Annotated in this window: 13 protein-coding genes and 1 pseudogene; 6 read left to right on the forward strand and 8 right to left on the reverse strand. The window is 72.2% G+C overall.

Features of this window, described 5'->3' with window-relative positions; all coding sequences use genetic code 11:
* Positions 1–24: 24 nt before the first annotated feature.
* Genes Pma05_RS35060 through Pma05_RS35075 form a run of 4 tightly spaced genes read right to left on the reverse strand, consistent with a single transcriptional unit; the run spans position 25 to position 6,102 of the window.
* The gene (locus Pma05_RS35060; protein WP_203861824.1) at positions 25–1,665 is read right to left on the reverse strand and encodes an ABC transporter substrate-binding protein; all 1,641 of its coding nucleotides are present in this window, start codon (positions 1,663–1,665) and stop codon (positions 25–27) included.
* 56 nt (positions 1,666–1,721) lie between these two features.
* Positions 1,722–2,684: a carbohydrate ABC transporter permease gene (locus tag Pma05_RS35065; protein WP_239313750.1), complete on the reverse strand. Its 963-nt coding sequence runs from the start codon at positions 2,682–2,684 to the stop codon at positions 1,722–1,724.
* Positions 2,681–3,676 (reverse strand): ABC transporter permease, encoded by a 996-nt coding sequence (locus Pma05_RS35070; RefSeq protein WP_203861825.1) that lies wholly within the window; start codon positions 3,674–3,676, stop codon positions 2,681–2,683. Before Pma05_RS35070 ends, Pma05_RS35065 begins: the two co-directional genes overlap by 4 nt.
* Positions 3,673–6,102 (reverse strand): beta-xylosidase/alpha-l-arabinosidase, encoded by a 2,430-nt coding sequence (locus Pma05_RS35075; RefSeq protein WP_203861826.1) that lies wholly within the window; start codon positions 6,100–6,102, stop codon positions 3,673–3,675. The genes Pma05_RS35070 and Pma05_RS35075 overlap by 4 nt, the downstream gene beginning before the upstream one ends.
* Before the next feature lie 310 nt (positions 6,103–6,412).
* Here Pma05_RS35075 and Pma05_RS35080 point away from each other — a divergent pair, with 310 nt between their 5' ends.
* The gene (locus Pma05_RS35080; RefSeq protein ID WP_239313752.1) at positions 6,413–7,432 is read left to right on the forward strand and encodes a LacI family DNA-binding transcriptional regulator; all 1,020 of its coding nucleotides are present in this window, start codon (positions 6,413–6,415) and stop codon (positions 7,430–7,432) included.
* Between the two features lie 123 nt (positions 7,433–7,555).
* Here the strand turns inward: Pma05_RS35080 and Pma05_RS35085 are convergent, their stop codons facing one another.
* Positions 7,556–8,938 carry a cation:dicarboxylate symporter family transporter gene (locus Pma05_RS35085; RefSeq protein ID WP_203861828.1) on the reverse strand — a complete coding sequence of 461 codons (1,383 nt, stop codon included), beginning with the start codon at positions 8,936–8,938 and terminating at the stop codon, positions 7,556–7,558.
* A gap of 85 nt (positions 8,939–9,023) precedes the next feature.
* On the opposite strand from Pma05_RS35085, the gene Pma05_RS43625 reads away from it, so the two are divergent.
* Both Pma05_RS43625 and Pma05_RS35095 read left to right on the forward strand, forming a co-directional pair.
* Complete coding sequence (locus tag Pma05_RS43625) at positions 9,024–10,595, forward strand: sensor histidine kinase (RefSeq protein WP_203861829.1); 1,572 nt, start codon at positions 9,024–9,026, stop codon at positions 10,593–10,595.
* Positions 10,592–11,275, forward strand: a complete 684-nt coding sequence (locus Pma05_RS35095; protein ID WP_203861830.1) for a response regulator — start codon at positions 10,592–10,594, stop codon at positions 11,273–11,275. Before Pma05_RS43625 ends, Pma05_RS35095 begins: the two co-directional genes overlap by 4 nt.
* 102 nt (positions 11,276–11,377) lie before the next feature.
* Here the strand turns inward: Pma05_RS35095 and Pma05_RS35100 are convergent, their stop codons facing one another.
* Complete coding sequence (locus tag Pma05_RS35100) at positions 11,378–12,292, reverse strand: cation diffusion facilitator family transporter (RefSeq protein ID WP_203861831.1); 915 nt, start codon at positions 12,290–12,292, stop codon at positions 11,378–11,380.
* A gap of 439 nt (positions 12,293–12,731) precedes the next feature.
* Positions 12,732–13,721, reverse strand: coding sequence for a LacI family DNA-binding transcriptional regulator (locus Pma05_RS35105; RefSeq protein ID WP_239313754.1), 990 nt, complete (start codon positions 13,719–13,721; stop codon positions 12,732–12,734).
* 420 nt (positions 13,722–14,141) lie between these two features.
* Here Pma05_RS35105 and Pma05_RS35110 point away from each other — a divergent pair.
* Positions 14,142–15,347, forward strand: a pseudogene (locus Pma05_RS35110) (MFS transporter); the annotation flags it as partial.
* Positions 15,348–15,513: 166 nt separating this feature from the next.
* Here the strand turns inward: Pma05_RS35110 and Pma05_RS35115 are convergent.
* Positions 15,514–17,646, reverse strand: coding sequence for an MMPL family transporter (locus tag Pma05_RS35115; protein WP_203861834.1), 2,133 nt, complete (start codon positions 17,644–17,646; stop codon positions 15,514–15,516).
* A 184-nt stretch (positions 17,647–17,830) separates the two neighbouring features.
* Between Pma05_RS35115 and Pma05_RS35120 the strand changes: the two genes are divergently transcribed.
* Both Pma05_RS35120 and Pma05_RS35125 read left to right on the forward strand, forming a co-directional pair.
* Entirely contained in the window at positions 17,831–18,991 is a 1,161-nt protein-coding gene (locus tag Pma05_RS35120) for a sensor histidine kinase (RefSeq protein WP_203861835.1), read from the forward strand.
* Positions 18,988–19,635 (forward strand): response regulator transcription factor, encoded by a 648-nt coding sequence (locus tag Pma05_RS35125; protein ID WP_203861836.1) that lies wholly within the window; start codon positions 18,988–18,990, stop codon positions 19,633–19,635. The genes Pma05_RS35120 and Pma05_RS35125 overlap by 4 nt, the downstream gene beginning before the upstream one ends.
* The last annotated feature ends 22 nt before the right edge of the window (positions 19,636–19,657 follow it).

Raw genomic sequence — 19,657 nt, forward strand, 5'->3', positions numbered from 1 at the left:
GAGGCACGACCGGACCGGGGGCGGTCAGCCGTGGTCCTTCTGGTACCGCTCGTACGCCTCCTGCACCTTGGCCATGTAGGCGTCCATGTTCTTGCCCTTGAGTTCGGTCAGGTAGGCGTCCCACTGGGCGAGGTCCCGCTGGCCGAGGATGAACTGGAGGGTCGCCTGGTAGACGAAGTCCCGCAACGGCGTCCGCCACAGCGACACCTGCTCGCGTTCCTCGTCGGTGAACGGGAACGGCGGCATCACCGCCCGCGGCGGCCGGGCGTTCATCACCTTCTGGAACTCCTGCTCCTCGGCGGAGAAGAACGACTGCACCAGCTCGGGCTTGCCGCCGTAGGCGAAGACGCCGTTGTAGAACCCGAAGTCCTTCTGGAGGTGCTTGGGTGCCTTGGGGTTGAGCCCGATGACGTTGACGTCGGGGGCCAGGGTGGACTTGCCGGAGCCGTCCTTGACGAAGGTCGTGCCCTCGACGCCCCACCGGGCGAACTGCTGCCCGTCGTCGGAATAGAACAGCCAGTCGATGAACTGCATCATGGCGACGAAGTTCTTGCTGTCCCGGGCCTTCTTGGAGATCATGACGCCGTTCTCCAGCCGGCTGGAGGGGTTGATCTCGCCGGCCGGTCCGACCGGCAGCGGGATCTTGGTCAGCGTCGCGTTCGGCAGGGTCTTCGCCAGGTCCGGGCGGTAGTCGTTGACCAGCGTCTGCGCGTTGCTGCTGATCACGAACGACTTGCCGTTGGCGAGCTTCTGTCGGGCCTGGTCGTCGGTCTGGGTGAAGCTCTCCGGGTCGAGCAGTCCTTCCTTCACCAGCTTGTTGAGGTAGGTCAACATCTGCTTGTACTGCTCGCTGGCGCCGGTGTAGAAGAGCTTCTTGGCGTTCGGGTCCCAGCTCACGTGCTGGAAGTTCCAGCCGGCGCCCTCCAGGCCGTACGAGGCGGCGAGGATGTTCAGCAGGTTGCCGGCCGGGTTGGGCTGGCTGAACCGGTCGGAGAACGGGGTGCTCTCCGGGTACTTCGCCTTCATCGCCTTGAGCACGGTGTAGAGGTCGTCCCAGGTCTTCGGGATCTCCAGGTTCAGTTCGGCGAGGATGTCGGTACGGACCGCGAGCGAGTAGTCGTGCCAGGGCTTCTCGTGTACCCCGGGCAGCAGATAGAACTTGCCGTCGGCCTGGCGCCGCTGGTTGATCTCAGGAGCCAGGTTCCACTTCTCGATCTTGTCCTTCAGGTTCGGCATCAGGTCGAGATAGTCGCTGACCGGCAGGATGGCCCCGGAGGAGACGAAGGTTTCCTCCTGGGGCGGGTACGTCTTCGGGATGATCATCGGTGCGTCGCCGGCACCGATCAGCAGGCTGCGCTTCTGCTCGTAGTCGCTCAGCGGTACGGCGACCGGCTCCAGCGTCACGTTGGTGCGCTTGTTCAGCTCCGTCCAGAACAGCCAGTCGTTCTTCAACGGATAGTTCGGGTGGTTGTTGTAGAGGATGGAGAACGAGACCGGTTCGGTCGCCTTGAACTGCTGGTTGACGCCGAGTTCGGCCATCGCGCCGGCGCGGTTCGCCGAGAGGTCCTCGGCCTCCGATTCGTCGCCACTGCCGCAGGCGACGAGCGAGAGAGTGAGCGCGCCGGCAGCGACCACCGCTGCTCGGCGCCGGGCTCGTTGGAACATCAGGCTTCCTTTCGCTGGTGGTTCGTGGGTTCGACGGCTCACCTCCGCCTGCCGGGCTATCCCTTCACCGCGCCGAGCATCACGCCGGACACGAAATACCGCTGCACGAAGGGGTAGACCAGCAGGATGGGCAGGGTGGTGAGCACGATGGTCACGGCCTTGAGCGTCGCCTCGGCCTGTACCTCGTTCGCCTCGTTGATGGCGCCGACGTTCTCCGCGCCGACGGCACCGGCGATCAGGTTGCGCAGATAGACGGTGACCGGCAGCAGGTCCTGCCGATCCATGTAGAGGAAGGCGGAGAACCACGAGTTCCAGAAGGAGACGGCGTAGAAGAGCACCATCGTGGCGATCACCGCCTTCGACAGCGGTAGCACGACCCGCAGCAGGATCCCGTACGTGTTCAGGCCGTCGACGGCGGCGGCCTCCTCCAACTCCACCGGCAGGCTCTCGAAGAACGCCTTCATCACCAGCAGGTTGAAGACGCTGATCGCGTTCGGCAGCACGATCGCCCAGATGGTGTTCGTCATGCCCAGGCTGCTGATCAGGACGTAGTTGGGGATCAGCCCGCCGTTGAAGAACATGGTGAAGACCGCGATGCCGATCAGCGCGGTACGACCCTTGAGGTGGTGCTTGGAGAGCACGTAGGCGAAGCAGGTGGTCAGCACCATCGCGATCGCCGTGGCGACGACGGTGTAGACCACGGTGTTCCGGTAGTTGGTCCAGAACAGCGAGTCCCTCATCACCAACCCGTACGTGTCGACGTTGAACCCGCGCGGCCACAACGTCACCCGGCCGGCGATGATGTACGCCTCGTCGCTCAGCGACCGGGCGACGATGTTGAGGAAGGGATACAGCGTCACCACCACGACGCCGGTCAGCACGATGGCGTTGACCACCTGGAACACCCGGTAGCCCCGGGTGGTCTGGATGCCGCGCCGCCGCCGGGGCCGGCCGAGCCGCTCGGCGGCCCGTTCCGGGTCGGTGGTCTCCGGCTCGACGGTGCTGGAATCCACGGTCACCACAGGCTCGTCCCCACTGTGCGACGGGAGATCGCGTTCGCGGACAGGATCAGGGCCAGCCCGATCAGGGCCTCGAAGAGCCCGATCGCGGCGGCGTAGCTGAAGTTGCTCGACTGGAACGCCATCCGGAACAGGTACGTGGAGATCACGTCCGCTGTCGGGTACGTCAACGGGTTGTAGAGCAGCAGGATCTTCTCGAAGCCGACCGCCATGAACGTACCGATGTTGAGGATCAGCAGCGTGACCATGGTGGGCCGGATGCCGGGCAGGGTGATGTGCCAGGTCTGCCGCCACCGGTTGGCGCCGTCGATCCGGGCCGCCTCGTAGAGGTTGTCGTCGATCGTGGTCAGGGCGGCGAGGTAGAGGATGGTGCCCCAGCCGACCGTCTGCCACACCTCGGAGGAGACGTAGATGGTCCGGAACCACTCCGGCTGTTGCAGGAACGGGATCGCGTCGCCACCGGTGGCCTTCACCAACTGGTTCATCGTGCCGTCGGTGGAGAGCAGCTGCATCACCATCGCGGCCACGATCACGATCGACAGGAAGTGCGGCAGGTAGGAGACCGACTGGACGAACCGCTTGAGCCTGCGGGTCCGGACCTCGTTGAGCAGCAGCGCCAGGATCACCGGCAGCGGGAAGCAGACGATCAGGGTCAGCGTGCCCAGGACCAGGGTGTTGGTGAAGACCTCCCAGAACGTGGGGTCGGAGAGGAACATCTTCACGTACCGCAGGCCGACCCAGTATTCACCGAAGACGCTGCCGCCGGGCTGGAAGCGCCGGAACGCGATGACGTTGCCGAGCATCGGCAGGTACCGGAAGACCAGGAAGAACAGCAGCGGCAGGATGGCCAGCGAGTAGAGCTGCCAGTCCCGGCGGATCGCCTGCCGCCACGTCCGGCGGTGTTTGCGGGACCGGCGGCGGGGCGCCCCGGAGGCCGGCCGGTCCGGGTCGACGGTCACGGGCGGCGGGCCTGCGGTGGAGGGTGCACTCATCGGAGTACCTCCGGGACGGTGGACGGGGACGTGCGGAGCGGCTCGACCCGGGCCGGCGACAGCAGGCGCCGCCGATGGTCGACCTCCCGTTCGGGGCCGGTGAGGCAGAGCCGGATCGTCGCCACCTGGTCGCCGCTCGACCGGCCGAACCGCAGCTCCACGTCGCCCGGCTCGACGATCCGCCGGCCGTCCAGCCCGGTGAACGAGGTGACGTCGGCCGGGACCACGAACGTCGCGTACGCCGCCTGGCCGGCCTCCAGCGGCACCCGGACGTAGCCGACCAGCCGGACCACCGGTCGGGTGGTCTGTGCGACGGGATCGTGCAGGTAGAGCTGCACGACCTCGGTGCCGGCCCGGGAGCCGCCGTTCCGGACCGCGACCCGCACCGTCACCTCGCCGTCGACCGGCCAGTCGGTGGCCGGCTCCGGATCGCGGTCGAGGTCACCCGCCGGCTGCCCGGCGGCTCCGACGACCTCCGGGGTACCCCACTCGAACGTCGTGTAGCTCAGCCCGTGCCCGAACGGAAACGCCGGGGTCGGGTCGACCGACGACACCTCCGAGCGGCGGCCCAGCGGCGGGGCGAGATAGCTGGTGGGGAGCCCGCCGGCGTCCCGGGGCACGCTCACCGGCAGCCGCCCGGACGGGTTCACCGCGCCGGTGAGCACCTCGGCGAGCGCCTGGCCGCCCCGCTGACCGGGGAAGAAGGCCGCCACGACGGCGGCGGCGGAGTCGAACTCGTCGCCGAGCGCGTAGGGCCGGCCGGCCAGCAGCACCAGCACCACCGGGGTACCGGTGCCGAGCACCGCCGCCACCAGTTCGGCCTGTACGCCCGGCAGCCGCAGGTCGACGGCGTCACATCCCTCGCCGGAGGTGCCCCGCCCGAACAGCCCGGCCCGATCGCCGACGGCGAGTACGCAGACGTCGGACTCCCGCGCGGCGGCCACCGCCTCGGCGAATCCGGAGGTGTCGTCGCCGGTGATGGCGCAGCCCGGCGCGTAGCGCAGTTCGGGGTGGAGCTGGCCGAGGGCGTCGCGCAGCGAGGGGATCTCCACCCCGAGCCCGTGCTCGGGATGCCGCACCCCGACGTGGGCGGGGAAGGTGTAGCAGCCGAGCATCCCGATCGGGTCGTCGGCGAGCGGGCCGACCAGCGCCACCCGTTGCCCCGGGGCGAGCGGCAGCACGGCGTCGTCGTTGCGCAGTAGGACGACGGACTCCCGGGCCAGCCGCAGCGAGATGTCCTGACCGGCCTCGTCGTCCAGGCGCAGCCGCTCGACGTCGTCGGGCAGCGGCTGCCAGTCCTCGTCGAGCAGGCCGAGTTCGGCCTTCTGCGCGAGTACCCGGCGCAGGGCCCGGTCGACCAGCGTCTCGTCGACCCTGCCGGCGCGTACCGCCTCGACCAGCGGGGCGCCGAAGGCATCCACTGTGGGCAGCTCGACGTCGATCCCGGCCCGCAGCGCGAGCCGGGCCGCGTCACCGGCGTCGGCGGCGACCCGGTGCAGGGTCTGGAGGAACCGGACCGCGAAGTAGTCGCCGACCACCGTGCCGGTGAAGCCCCACTCGTCGCGGAGCAGGCCGGTCAGCAGGCTCTGGTCGGCGGCGACCGGTACGCCGTCGATCTCGGCGTAGGAGTTCATCACCGAGCGGGCGCCGCCGAGCCGCAGCGCCATCTCGAACGGCGGCAGGATGACGTCGGCGAGTTCCCGGCGCCCCATCGACACCGGGGCGTGGTTGCGACCGCCCCGGGATGCCGAGTAGCCGGCGAAGTGCTTCAGGGTGGCGACGACGCCACCGTCCTCCAGACCCCGGACGTACGCCGCGCCGATCGTGCCGACCAGGTACGGGTCCTCGCCGATGGTCTCCTCGGTCCGGCCCCACCGGTAGTCGCGGGTGACGTCCAGTACCGGGGCCAGGCCCTGGTGCACCCCGGCCGCCCGCATGGAGTGGGCGATCCGCCCCGCCGCCTCCTCGACCAGCTCGGGGTCGAAGGAGGCGCCCCAGCTCAGCGGGGCCGGATAGACGGTGGCCCGCCAGGCGGCGAAGCCGGTGAGACACTCCTCGTGCACCTGGGCGGGAATGCCGAACCGGCTCGCCGCGACGATCTGCGCCTGGGAGGCCGCCAGCGAACGCGCGCCGGCCACCGGGTCGACCGGTGCGGTGCCGAACGGGCGGGTGAGCTGGCCGAGCCCGTGCCGGATGACGACGTCCCACCGCGGCGCGTCGTCCATCATCTCGAACTGGTACGGGGCGACCCCCTCGCCGGAGGCGTCGGCGCCGACCCAGACCCCGACCAGTTGGGCGACCTTCTCCTCCAGCGACATGAGTGGGACGAGCGCCTCGGCCCGCTCGGTGGCGGAGAGTCGCGGATCGCGCCACGCCTCGGCGGTGTCCGTCGTGGCGCCGTCGGCCACGGGCAACTGGCTCTTCATGCCACCCCTTCGGGCCGACCGTGACACTGTCCGGTCTGGACGGTGGGCTGGTCAGGCCGGCGAGTTCTCGAAACTTTCGGCAATGTCCGCGTTACCTGTGCGGGGCAACCTATGCGGCGTGGTGAAGCTGTGTCAAGGGTGTCTGAACTGCTGGATCCGTGACCACATCGCATATCGTGCGCAGAGCGGACCGGGCGGTCAGCCGGATGTCCCTGCAAGATCGAGCCGCGGTCGGCCCGCCCGGTGTTAGGGTTTCGCACCGAAAGTTTCGGATAGTTGCGGGAGGCTGTCGATGACGAGGTCCCGGCGGATGGCCAGTACTGGTGCCGCGACGATCGCGACCATCGCCGACGAGGTCGGGGTATCCCTGACGACCGTCTCCAAGGTCCTCAACGGCCGTTCGGACGTCGCGCCCGAGACCCGGGCCCGGATCGAGGCCAGCCTCGAACGGCACCGGTACCGCCGCCGCGCGAAGCGCCGATCGACCGAGGTGGAGCAGATCGACCTGGTCTTCCACGAGTTGGCCTCGGGCTGGGCGACGGAGATCATCCACGGGGTGCACGCGGTCGCCGACGCCGCCAGGGTCGACGTGGTGCTCTCCCAGTTGGGCGGCAGGCACCGGCCATCGCAGCAGTGGTTGGAGAAGGTACTGCTGCGGCGACCACTCGGCGTACTGCTGGTGCTCTGCCACCTGACCGAGTCGCAGCGGCAGCAGCTCCAGCGCCGGTCGATCCCGCTGGTGGTGGTCGACACCGACAGCGCTACCTCGGCCTCGGTGCCGACCGTCGGCTCCAACAACTGGAACGGAGGGCTGCTCGCCACCCGGCACCTGCTGGAACTGGGCCACCGCCGGGTCGCCTGCATCTCCGGTCCCGAGGACGTACTGTGCAGCCGCGCCCGGGCCGCCGGCTTCCGCTCCGCGCACGACGAGGCCGGGATCCCGGTCGACCCCGCGCTGTTCCGGTACGGCATGTTCTCCGCACATGCCGGCTACCAGCACGGGCTGGAGCTGCTGAGTCGGCCGGACCGGCCGACGGCGATCTTCGCCGGCTCCGACATGCAGGCGCTGGGGGTGCTCCGGGCGGCCCGGCAGCTCGGTCTGGACGTGCCGGCGGACCTCTCGGTGATCGGCTACGACGACCTGCCGGTGGCCTCCTGGATCGGCCCGGCCCTCACCACGGTCAACCAGCCGTTGCGGGACATGGCGGGGACGGCGACGCAGATGCTGCTCGACCTGGCCCGGGGAGCGGAACTGTCGACCAGCCGGATCGACCTCGTCACCGAACTGGTCGTACGGGAGAGCACCGCGCCACCCCGGCAGCCCGGCTGAGTACCGGCGGGGCAGCGCGGTCCGGTCGGCGAGCCTGGTCGGAGGACTCCCGGGAGTGGCGGAGCGGCGCAAACGCGTACGGCGCCACCCGAGGGTCCGCCCGGGTGGCGCCGTACGGTCCGGTCAGGAGACCGTGGCGGTGGTCCGCTCCCCGGTCGGGGTGACGGTCTCCGGTTTCTCGTCCGGCTCGGCACCGTGGTGGTCGAGCATGGTGCTCTCGTCGAACGGGTCGCCGCCGGCCAACACCACCCGGGCCCGATCCCGGTCGAACTCCCCGGTCCAGGTCCCTACCAGCAGGGTGGCGACGGCGTTGCCGGCGAAGTTGGTCAGGGCCCGCGCCTCGGACATGAACCGGTCGATACCGACGATCAGTCCCACCCCGTCGACCAGGTCGGGGCGGTGGCTCTGCAACCCGCCGGCCAGGGTGGCCAGCCCGGCGCCGGTGATCCCGGCGGCCCCCTTCGAGGCGATGATCATGAAGACGAGCAGGGAGATCTGCTCGCCGACCGAGAGCGGGTCGCCCATCGCCTGGGCGATGAAGAGCGAGGCCATGGTCAGGTAGATCGCGGTGCCGTCCAGGTTGAAGGAGTACCCGGTCGGCACCGTGATCCCGACGACCGGCCGGCTGACCCCGACGTGCTCCATCTTGGCGATCAGCCGGGGCAGCGCCGACTCCGACGACGAGGTGGAGACGATCAGCAGGAACTCCCGGCCGAGGTAGCGGAGCAGGCTGAAGATGTTGATCCCGGAGACCAGCTTCAGCAGCAGGCCCAGCACCACGAAGACGAAGATCAGACAGGTGGCGTAGAAGCCGAGCATGATCTGCGCGAGGCTCTTCAGCGCGTCCACGCCCGTCGCGCCGACCACCGCGGCGATGGCACCGAAGGCTCCGACCGGTGCCAGCCACATGATCATGGCGAGGATCTTGAAGACCAGCCGTTGGAGGTGCCCGACGGTGCGCAGTACCGGCTGGCCGCGCTCGCCCATCGACTGCACCGCGAACCCGACCAGCAGCGCCACCAGCAGGGTCTGGAGGACCTCGCCGCCGGTCAGCGCGGAGAAGAGGCTCGTCGGGATGATGCCGAGCAGGAACTCGGCGGTGCTCTTGTCCGGGGAACTCCCGGCGGCGTTCTGCCCGGCCTCGGCGACCGACGGGTCGAGGTGCAGGCCGGTGCCCGGGTGGATCAGGTTGCCGACCACCAGGCCGATGGCCAGGGCCACCGTCGACATCAGCAGGAAGTAGCCGAGGGCCAGGCCGCCGACCTTGCCGACCTTGGCGGCCTGCCGGATCGAGCCGACACCGAGCACGATGGTGCAGAAGATGACCGGGCTGATCATCATCCCGATCAGGTCGACGAAACCGGTCCCGATCGGCTTCAGTTCCACGGCCACGTCGGGGACGAGGAAGCCGACGGCGATACCGGCGAGGACGGCGACGATCACGGCCAGGTACAGGTAGTGGGTCCGGTCCCGCCGTACCCGCGGGGGAGGGGTGGGGGTCTGCATGCCGCAGACTGTGGTCGGTGTCTCAGTCCGGGGCATCATTGCGTTCATTCTGTTCATTACGAGGACCCGGATCGGAAACAAGCCGATGACCCGACGCTGGAGCATCGCCCGGGAGCTGTTCGTGCTCCAGGTGCTGGTGGTGACCCTGCTGGTGGCGATCGGGATGGCCGGGGCGGTGCTGCTCGCCCGGGAGGACGCCCGGAACGCGGCGATCGAGGAGGTCACCGCCGTCGCGGAGACGATCGCCCGGTCTCCACAGGTCGCCGACGCGCTGCGCAGTTCCGACCCGAGTGCCCGGCTCCAGCCGTACGCCGAATCGGTCCGGGTCGGCACCGGGACGGACTTCGTCGTGGTGATGGCGCCGGACCGGACCCGCTACACCCACCCCAACCCGGCGCTGATCGGCCAGCCGTTCGCCGGCTCGGTGGCCGCCGCCCTGGACGGCGGCACGGTGCTGGAGGAGTACACCGGCAGCCTGGGGGAGTCGGTCCGGACGGTGGTGCCGGTGCGGGCGGACGACGGGACGGTGCTCGGGCTGGTCTCGGTGGGCATCACCACCGAGGCGATCAACCGCGAGCTGCTGCGTCAGGTGCCGGCGGTGGCGGTCGCGACGGCGGCGGCGCTGGCGCTGGCCGCGGCCGGGGCGGCACTGCTGAGCCGCCGGCTGCGCCGCCAGACGCACGGGCTCGGGCCCGCCGAGATGCGCCGGATGTACGAGTACTACGACGGCGTCCTGCACTCCGTGCGCGAGGGACTGGTGGTGGTGGACCGGGACGGCCGGGTGGCACTGGTCAACGACGAGGGGCGGCGACTGCTCGGGCTGGCCGGGGACGCCCCGCTCGACCGGCACACCGACGACCTCGACCTGCCGCCGGAGATCGCCGCCCTGCTCCGCTCCCGGCGTACCGCCGCCGACGAGCCGGTGCTCGCCGGCGACCGGGTACTGGTGGCCAACCAGCGGGTGACCCGGTTCGAGGGCCGTACCCTCGGCACCGTGCTGACCCTGCGTGACCACACCGAGCTGCGCGCCCTCACCGGCGAACTCGACCAGGTACGCGGACTCACCGAGGCGCTGCGGGCCCAGGCGCACGAGGCGGCCAACCGGCTGCATACCGTGCTCACCATGGTCGAACTCGGCCGCACCGACGAGGCGGTCCGGCTGGGCACCGCCGAGCTGGCCCTGGCCCAGCAGCTCACCGACCAGGTCGTCGGGGCGGTCACCGAACCGGCGCTGGCCGCCCTGCTGCTCGGCAAGTCGGCCCAGGCCAGCGAGCGGGGCGTGGAACTCGTGGTCGACGCCGAGTCCCGGATCGACGGCGAACCGCTGCCCAGCCGCGACCTGCTCACGGTGGTCGGCAACCTGGTCGACAACGCCCTGGAGGCGGTGGCCGGGACGGCTCCGCCGCGTACCGTGACCGTGCTGGTCACCCGCTCCGACGCCGAGGTGGTCGTCCGGGTCACCGACACCGGGCCCGGACTCACCGAGGAACAGGCCGCCGCCGCGTTCACCCGGGGCTGGACGACCAAGCAGCAGGGGCGGGGGCTGGGGCTGGCCCTGGTACGGCAGGTCGTCGAGCGGTACAGCGGTGGCTACCAGGTGTCGACCGGGCCGGCCGGCGGTGCGGTGGTCACGGTGCGGCTGCCGGTGCCGGGGTGACCGCCATCCGGGTACTCGTGGTGGACGACGAGCCGTTGATCGCGGACGCGCACCGGGCGTACACCGAGCGGGTCGACGGGTTCGAGGTGGTCGGTGTCGCGCTCAGCGCGCGGGACGCGATGGCCGCGTTGCGGGCCGAGCAGGTCGACCTGGTGCTGCTGGACCTGAACCTGCCGGACGTACCCGGTCTGGAGGTGTGCCGGGCGCTGCGTGCCGCCGGCAGCGACACCGACGTCCTCGCCGTCACCTCGGCCCGGGACATCGCGATGGTCCGGGCCGCCGCCGCTCTCGGGGTGACCCACTACCTGCTGAAGCCGTTTACCTTCGCGGCGTTCCGCGACAAGCTGGACAGCTACGCCCGCTACCGGGGTCAGTTGCTCGGCCCGGGCCAGGTGGCGGCGCAGCACGAGATCGACCGGGTCTTCGCCACGCTGCGGGCCACGCCGCAGGACTCGCTGCCGAAGGGGCTGGACGTCGGCACCCTGGACCGGGTGCTCGGGGCGCTGCGGACGGCACCGGGCGGGTCCGGGCTGTCGGCGGCGGAGGTGGCGTCCATGATCGGCGCGTCCCGGGTCACCGCCCGCCGCTACCTGGAGCACCTGGCCGAGACCGGTCGGGTGGTCCGCAGTCCGCGCTACGGCGGCCCGGGCCGGCCGGAGGTGGAGTACCGCCCGGCCTGACCGTCGCCGCCCGTCCCAGCCACGATGCCCGCTCCGCCCGCCAGTTCGGCGGTCCCCGCTCCCCGCCAGTTCGGCGGTCCCCGGTCCCCGCCGGTTCGGTGGTCACCAGTCGGCGTCCTGGCAGACCTTCTCGGCGGTGGGCGGCTCGATCTGGAGCGTGCAGTGGTCGATGCCGAAGCCGTCGTGCAGCCGGGCGCGCGCGGCTGCGAGTACCGGCGCGACGTCGGCGCCCGGTGCCAGGGCGAGGTGTGCGGAGGCGACGTCCATCCCGGAGGTCAGGGTCCAGACGTGCAGGTCGTGCACTCCGGCCACCCCGGGTACCCCGGTCAGGCTGGTCGCCACGGCGGCGACGTCGATGTGCGGCGGCGCGGCCTGCACCAGTACCCGGATCGCGGCCCGGGCCAGTTGCCAGGTGCGGGGCAGGATGAACAGGCCGACGGCGACCGCGACGACGAGGTCGGCGTAGCGCCAGCCGGTGGTGGCGATGATGACGGCGGCGATGATCACCCCGACCGAGCCGAGCAGGTCGCCGAGCACCTCCAGATAGGCGCCCCGGACGTTGATGCTCTCCTCGGCACCCGCGCGCAGCAGCAGGAACGCCACGATGTTGGCGGCGAGGCCGACGATCGCGACCACCAGCATCGGCCCGGCCAGCACCTCCGGCGGGTTGCCGAACCGGCGTACCGCCTCGACGATCACGAAGATCGCCACCCCGAAGAGCAGTACGGCGTTGGCCAGCGCGGCGAGCACCTCGAGCCGGTAGAGCCCGAAGGTGCGGTGGGCGTGTCGGGCGGCCCGGTTGGCGGCGGTGATCGCGGCCAGGGCCAGCCCGATGCCGAGCACGTCGGTGAACATGTGCCCGGCGTCGGAGAGCAGTGCCAGCGAGCCGGTCCACCAGGCCGCCGCCGCTTCGAGCAGCAGGACGGTGCCGAGGACGACTATCGCGGCCCAGAGTGGCTTGCGATGGCGCTCCCCCGCCCGAATCGCCTGGCCGCCGTGATCGTGACCCGCGCCCATCTGCCCAGCCTCCCGCCGTCGACGCCAATGGAGACAACATATGCTCACATTGCAATGTATGCAAGTTGAAACTGGATGCCGATGCAAGATGCCGAGGCGGGGGGATGCGAGGCGAGGGGGAGACGAGGCGAGGGGGAGGCGAGGTGGTGCGGTGCTACGCCGCCGACGTCAGCGCACACCGACGGCCCACCCGGCCGGGGCCGGCGGGATCGGGAACGTGGTCACCTGCCGATGACCGGTCAGGCTGTCCGGGCCCGGCCGGACCTGGACAGGCGCTCTCCCGGCGTTCTCTCGGAGGTGACCCGGTCGGGCGCTCTCGCGGAGGAGACCCGGTCGGGCACTTTCCCGGACGAGGCCCGGTCGGGCGCTTTCCCAGAGGAGACGTGTCAGGCGCTTTCCCGGAGGATCAGCGGTCAGGCGCTGTCGCGGAGGAGACGCGTCAGGCGCTCTCGCGGAGGATCAGCTCGGACGGGTAGGCGGTGGCCGGCGGTACCCAGGCCCGGTCGAGTACCGCCGTCGCCGCCGCCGTGGCGATCTGCTCGACCGGATGGCTCGCGGTGGTCAGGGCCGGCGCGCTCAGCGCCGCGAACGGTACGTCGTCGAAGCCGGCCACGGCGACGTCGCCCGGCACGTCGACTCCGTGCCGCCGCAGCGCCGCCAGCGCCCCGAGCGCCATCGCGTCGCTGTTCGCGAACACCGCGTCGGTGTCCGGCCAGCGCTCCAGGATCGTCAGCATCGCGGCCTGGCCGCCGGTGGCGGTGAAGTCGCCCGGCACCAACCGGATCGGCAGTCCCGCCGCCCGGATCACCTCCCGGTAGGCGGTGACGGGCCGCCGGGTGCAGGGCATCCAGTCCGGGCCGGTGATCATCGCGATCCGGCGCCGCCCCGAGCCGAGCAGGTGGCCGAGGATGGTACGGGCCGCACCGCCGTTGTCGACGTCGAACGACGGTACGGTGCGGGAGCCGATGCCGATCGACACCGTCCGGCCCTGTAGCGCGCTCGGTACCGCCGCCAGGATCAGTTCCGTGGTGTTGACGATCAGTACGCCACGGACGCCACGGTCCTCGGCCAACTGCCGCAGTCGGGCGGGCGCGTGCAGCGGCAGCCACTCCAGCGAGACTCCGACCTCCCGACGTGCGCAGACCTCGGCCGCGGCCCGTACCACCCGGTCGACGTACGGGTCGTGCAGCACCGTCGGCACCGCGCCGGCGACCGCCACGACCAGGCGTACCCCGGCACCGGTGGCCAGGGCCCGGGCCGCCGGGTCGGGTGCGTAGCCGAGTTGCGCGGCGGCTGCGACGACCCGGTCCCGGGCGGTCGCGGAGGCGGCGCCGTAGCCGGCGATGACCCGGGAGGCCGTGGACCGGGAGACTCCGGCCACCCGGGCCACGTCCTCCAGGGTGGCCCGGCGCGGCGCCCGGCTAACCACGCCGGCTCCCCGGCGCGACCTGGCACGGACACTCGGGTGGTGCGGCGACGTAACGACCGGGCTGACGCATGGGGAAATGATGCACCCGCGAGGCCGGCGCCGGCGAGCCGGTGGTCGGGAGCGGGACAACCAGCCTCTGCCGACCTGCCCTCGTGGTTCGTGGTGGCCGCCGGTGGCCACCGGGCGCGGTCGCCCCGCGCCGTTCCGGTCGCGCGACGTTCGATCGGTGGACGCGCCGTTATCGGGTTGCGTCGAGAGCGTTCCCAGGGGTGCGATCACTGGAGCCCCTTCCGAGCCGGCCAGCGCGGCCCGTGCGCCTCGACTCCCACCCATGGGACACGACGGACCGCGAGCGCAGGTGGGAAAGGGGCCACTCGGCGGCTCGGCCGACCGGGAAGTCGAGGAAGCGGAGGGAACCAGGTGAACGCGTCTGCCGGCACGGTCCGGCCACCGGTCGTACCGCGGCAGGTCCTTACCGCCCGGACCGGCGTCGCCGTCGTCTTCGGGCTCAACGGACTGGCCGTCGCCTCGTGGTTCGGCCGCGTGCCGGCGGCCCGGGACGCGCTCGGGCTCACCCCGGGACGGTTGGGCCTGCTGCTGCTGGCGCTCTCCGCGGGCGCCCTGCTGGCCCTGCCGGTCGCCGGGGTGCTGACGCAGCGGCTGGGCACCGCCCGCACGGTGGCCGCCGCGGCCGCGCTGGCCGCGCTCGGACTCGCGCTGGCCGGGGTCGCCGCCGGAACCTGGCACGCGGTACCGGCGGTCGCGGTCGGGCTGTTCGCCCTCGGGTACGGCTCCGGCACCTGCGACGTGGCCATGAACGTCGAGGCGGCGGCGGTCGAACGGCGGCTCGGCCGCACCGTGATGCCCCGGTTCCACGCGGCCTGGAGCCTCGGCACCGTGGCCGGGGCGGTCGCCGGGGCCGGCAGCGCCCGGTTCGGCGTCCCGATCGGGCTGCACCTCGGGCTGGCCGCCGTGGCGATGCTCGCCGGTACGCTGCCCGCGGTCCGGTCGTTCCTGCCGGCCCGCGCGACCCCGCCGCCCGACCCGGCGACCGGCCCGACCCGGGGCACCGGCGCGCTGGCCGCCTGGCGTGAGCCGCGTACCCTGCTGATCGGCCTGCTGCTGGTGGTGATGGCCTTCACCGAGGGGACCGCCAACGACTGGCTGGCGCTGGCCTTCGTGGACGGCCACCGGGTCTCCGACGCGGTCGGCGCGCTGGCCTTCGGGGTCTTCGTCGCCGCGATGACGCTCGGCCGCACCGCCGGCACGATCGCGCTGGACCGCTGGGGTCGGGTACCGGTACTCCTCAGCACCATCGTGCTGGCCGCGATCGGCGCCACGGCGGCGGTACTCGCCAGCCCGTGGCCGCTGGCGATGGCCGGGGTGCTGCTCTGGGGGCTCGGCGCCTCGCTCGGCTTTCCGATGGGGATGAGCGCGGCGGCCGACCAGGAGGACCGGGCCGCCGCCCGGGTCAGCGTGGTGGCGGCGATCGGCTACACCGCCTTCCTGGCCGGGCCGCCCCTGGTCGGGCTGCTCGGCGACCGGGTCGGCAGCCTCCGGGCCCTGCTGGTCGTGCCGCTGCTCCTGCTGCCCGCGCTCCTCCTGGTGCCGGTCACCCGCCCACCCGCCGACGCCCGAGCCGAGCCTGCCGACAGTCGAGACGGATCCGCCGACGCCCGAGCCGAGCCCGCCGACAGTCGTGACGGATCCGCCGACGCCCGGGACGAACCTGCCGAGGGTCGTGACGGATCCGCCGACGCCCGGGACGGAGCCGAGGGGGAGCGGTCGGCGGTCAGTTCTCCCGGAGGTGCCAGCGCTGGTGGAGCCGCCTGAGCGGCGCGGGCGCCCACCAGTTGGCCCGACCGGCGAGCCGCATGACGGCCGGTACCAGCAGTCCACGGATGACGGTGGCGTCCACCAGGATCGCCAGCGTCAGGCCGATCCCCATCAGCTTCAGGAAGCTCATCCCGCTGACTCCGAAGGCGGCGAACGAGACGGCCAGCAGTACGGCCGCGGCCGTGATCAGCCGGCCGGTCCTGGCCAGCCCGGTGGCGATCGCCCGGGTGTTGTCGCCGGTGCGGTCGTACTCCTCCTTGATCCGGGAGAGCAGGAAGACCTCGTAGTCCATCGACAGGCCGAAGGCGACGCAGAACATCAGGATCGGCATCGACACGTCGAGCTGGCCGGTGGCGGTGAAACCGAGGAGGCCGGAGAGATGCCCGTCCTGGAAGATCCACACCATCGCGCCGAAGGTCGCCGTCAGGGAGAGCAGGTTCAGCAGGATCGCCTTGACCGGTACCAGGATGCTGCCGAAGACGGCGAAGAGCAGTAGCGCGGTGGTCGCCGCGATCAGCGCCAGCGCCAGCGGCAGCCGGTCCCCGATGGCGGCCTTGGCGTCCACGAGTTCCGCCGCGTCACCGCCGACAGCGAAGTCGAACGGCGGGTCCAGCGCCCGGATCTCGTCAACGAGCCGCTCGCCCTCGGCGGAGCGCAGCACGACCGAGGGGACCACGCTCAGCCAGGCGCCGGCCGGCGTCACCTGCGGCGCGACCTCGGCGACCCCGTCGACCGCACCGACCTGGCCGGCAAAGGTCGCCACCGCCCCGGCGTCCGCACCGTCGGCGTCGACGCCGGGCAGGGCGATCCCGAACTCCTCGGTCCGGTTGCCGGCGAACCCGGTCTTGATCGCCTCGACCACCTGCCGGGCCTCATTGGACGGCGGCAGTGCCTGGTGCGACGGCAGCCCCGGGTCGACGCCGAGGAACGGGATGCCGAGCGCCAGCAGGAAGAGCACGACTCCGGTCGCCACCGGCACCGGTCGGCGCATCACCGCACCGGCGAGCCGGTACCAGAAACCCGACTCGGCCGGCCGGCTCGGTCCGCCCGTACGCCGGCGCCACCGCAGCGATCCGGCGTTCACCCTCGGCCCGAGGACCGCCAGCAGGGCGGGCAGGGTGAGCAGGGCCCCGGCTGCGGCGCTGACCACCACCGCCACCCCGGCGTAGGCGAACGAACGCAGGAAGGACAGCGGGAAGACCAACAGCGCCGAGAGCGAGACGGCCACGGTGAGCGCCGAGAACGCCACGGTACGGCCGGCGGTCTGCACCGTACGCACCACCGCCTCGTACGTCGGCCGGCCGGCGGCCAACTCCTCGCGGAACCGGCTCAGCACGAACAGCGAGTAGTCGATCGCCAGCCCGAAGCCGAGCCCGGTCATCAGGTTGATCGAGTACACCGAGACGTCGGTGAACCGCGCGATGCCGGAGAGCGCGAGGAGCGCCCCGAGTACCGCGACCACCGAGACGGCCAGCGGCAGGGTCGCCGCCACGATCCCGCCGAAGACGATCAGCAGCAGGAGCAGCGTCACCGGGACCGCGATCAGTTCGGCCCGGATCAGGTCGGTGTCGAGCTGCTCGCCGATGGCCTCGTCGATCGCGTACCCGCCGCCCACCCGGACGGTGAGCGGGCCGTGCCCTCCGGTGTGCTCCGCCGCGATGCCGGCCGCCGCCGCCTCGACCTGCTCCTCGTCCCCGGCCAGGTCGACCACGACGAGCGCCGCGCTGCCGTCGGTCGAGCGGAGCGCCGACTGCCCACCCGTCGACCAGTACGAGCTGATCCCGAGTACTGCGGGATCGTCGGCGAGTTCCTCGGTCAGCGCGGTCCCGGCCGCCGCCACCGCCGGATCGTCCACCCCGGTGCCGTCGGCGGCCTCGACCAGCAGCACCAGTTCGGGCCGGGGTGCGCCGACCTCGGTCAGGAAGGCTTCGGCCCGGGTCGACTCGGCGTCCGGGTCCGCGAAGCCGCCGCCGCCGAGCTGGCCGAACACGCCGGATCCGGCCGCACCGGCGGCGACGAGGAAGAGGACGGTCAGGGCCAGCACGAGCCGGCGACGGCGGACGACGAAGTGACCGATTCTGCGGAACACGGTGATCTCCTCGGTACGCGAAAAGGGGCTGGCCGCCATCGTCTGCTCCCGCCCCGTCCGGCCACATCGGACCGGCGACCGCTTCCGGCCCGGGCCCGGGTCGGGTCCGGACCCGTACCGGGGAACGGATCGGGGCGTACCCGGGGACGGGGTGTCCGGTCCGGCCCGGCGGTAGTCTGCGGACGTGGAGCAGACGGGGTTGCGGGCGTGGGGTGGCTCGTTCACCACCGGCCTGGCCTTTCCGCTGGCGGCCCTGGCGGCGGCGCTGCTCGTCTTCCTGACCACCGGCATCACCGCCGGGCTGGTCGGCACCCTCGTCGTCGCCCTGGTGCCCTGGGCGCTGCTGGCCGGCCAGGTCCGGGTCGGGCCGTGGCCGATGGCGGTGCTCGGCGTCGGCGTGCCGGCGCTGGTCACCTTCTGGTACGACGCGCCGGGCGCCATCTTCCTGGCCATGCTCGCGGTGGCCTGGTTGGCGGCGCTGGGCCGGTCGTGGCCGGCCGAGATGGTGGCCGCCGTCGGCGCGGGCGTCGTGCCGGTGGCGCTCGTCGCGGTCGAGGGCGAGTGGCGCGAGGACTATCCCGCCGTCGTCTTCTTCGGCACCGGGACGCTCTTCACCTGGCTGATCGGCCGCATCCTCCGGCGGGAGCGGCAGCTCGTCGCCGCGCTGACCGAGGCACACGACCGGCTCGACGTCGCCGCCGCCGCGGCCGAGCGCCGCCGGATCGCGCACGACGTGCACGACGCGGTCGGGCACGGGCTCACCGTCGTACTGCTCAACCTGGTCGGCGCCCGACAGGTGCTGGACCGCGACCCGGCGGCGGCGGCCGAGGCGCTGGACCGGGCCGAGCAGGTCGGCCGGGACAGCCTCCAGTCCGTACGCGCGATCGTCGGCCTGCTGCGCGATCCGGCCGAAGGCGGTGGCGCCGCCCGACCGCCACTGCCCGGTGCGGCGGACATCGTCGACCTGGTACGGGGCGCGGCCGAGGCCGGGCTGCCGGTCCGTACCGAGCTGGTCGGCGAGCTCGGGTCCGTCGACACCTACACCGGGCTCGCCGCGTACCGGATCGTGCAGGAGGCGGTCAGCAACGTCCGGCACCACGCCCCGGGGGCCGAGGCGGTGGTCCGGATCGTCCGGCACCCCGACCGCCTCGCGGTGTCGGTACGCAACGGTGCCCCGACCCGGACCCCCACCCCGACCGGTCGGGGCGGCGGCACCGGGCTGGACGGCATGCGCCAGCGCGTCGACCCGCTCGGCGGCACCGTGTCGGCCGGACCGGACGGCGACGGTTGGCTGGTCGAGGCGTCGCTGCCGGTGCGGCGTACCGGCGCGGGGGTGGCCGGGTGATCCGGATCGTACTGGTCGACGACCAGGAACTCGTCCGGGCGGGACTCCGGCTGATCCTGTCTGCGCACGACGACCTCGCCATCGTCGGCGAGGCGGCCGACGGCCGGGCCGGAGTCGACCTCGCGGGTCGGCTGGAGCCGGACGTCGTACTGATGGACGTCCGGATGCCGGTGCTGGACGGGATCGAGGCGACCCGGCGGTTGGCCGGCGCCGAGGGGGCACCGCCGGTGCTGGCGCTCACCACGTTCGAGGACGACGAGGTGCTCTGGGGGGTCATCGAGGCCGGCGCGGCCGGTTTCGTGCTGAAGGACGCGCCCGCGGCGGAGTTGGTCGGCGCGATCCGGGTCACCGCCCGGGGCGGCTCGTGGTTCGACCCGCAGGTCGCCGCGCGGGTGCTGGCGCTGGTCCGGGGCCGGCGCGCGGGCCGGCCAGCGTCCTCGGTGGCCGCGCTGACCGGCCGCGAGCTGGAGGTGCTCCGGCTGGTGGCGTCGGGTGCGAACAACGTCGAGATCGCCGCTTCGCTGCACCTGAGCGAGCGGACCGTGAAGGGGCACGTCTCGGCGATCTTCCTCAAGCTCGGTGTCCGGGACCGGGCCGGCGCCATCGTCCGGGCCTACGACGCCGGCATCGTGCCGGGACGGTGACTCCCCCCGGCCGCCCTGTCAG

Origin of the sequence: Plantactinospora mayteni, assembly GCF_016862935.1 — a bacterium.
In the GTDB taxonomy this organism is placed as follows: Bacteria; Actinomycetota; Actinomycetes; order Mycobacteriales; family Micromonosporaceae; genus Plantactinospora; species Plantactinospora mayteni.

Coding starts and splice junctions, on each gene's coding strand:
- Pma05_RS35060 (WP_203861824.1), bottom strand. CDS start 1,665: ATGTTCCAACGAGCCCGGCGCCGAGCAGCGGTGGTCGCTGCCGGCGCG.
- Pma05_RS35075 (WP_203861826.1), bottom strand. CDS start 6,102: ATGAAGAGCCAGTTGCCCGTGGCCGACGGCGCCACGACGGACACCGCC.
- Pma05_RS35070 (WP_203861825.1), bottom strand. CDS start 3,676: ATGAGTGCACCCTCCACCGCAGGCCCGCCGCCCGTGACCGTCGACCCG.
- Pma05_RS35100 (WP_203861831.1), bottom strand. CDS start 12,292: ATGGGCGCGGGTCACGATCACGGCGGCCAGGCGATTCGGGCGGGGGAG.
- Pma05_RS35085 (WP_203861828.1), bottom strand. CDS start 8,938: ATGCAGACCCCCACCCCTCCCCCGCGGGTACGGCGGGACCGGACCCAC.
- Pma05_RS43625 (WP_203861829.1), top strand. CDS start 9,024: ATGACCCGACGCTGGAGCATCGCCCGGGAGCTGTTCGTGCTCCAGGTG.
- Pma05_RS35080 (WP_239313752.1), top strand. CDS start 6,413: ATGGCCAGTACTGGTGCCGCGACGATCGCGACCATCGCCGACGAGGTC.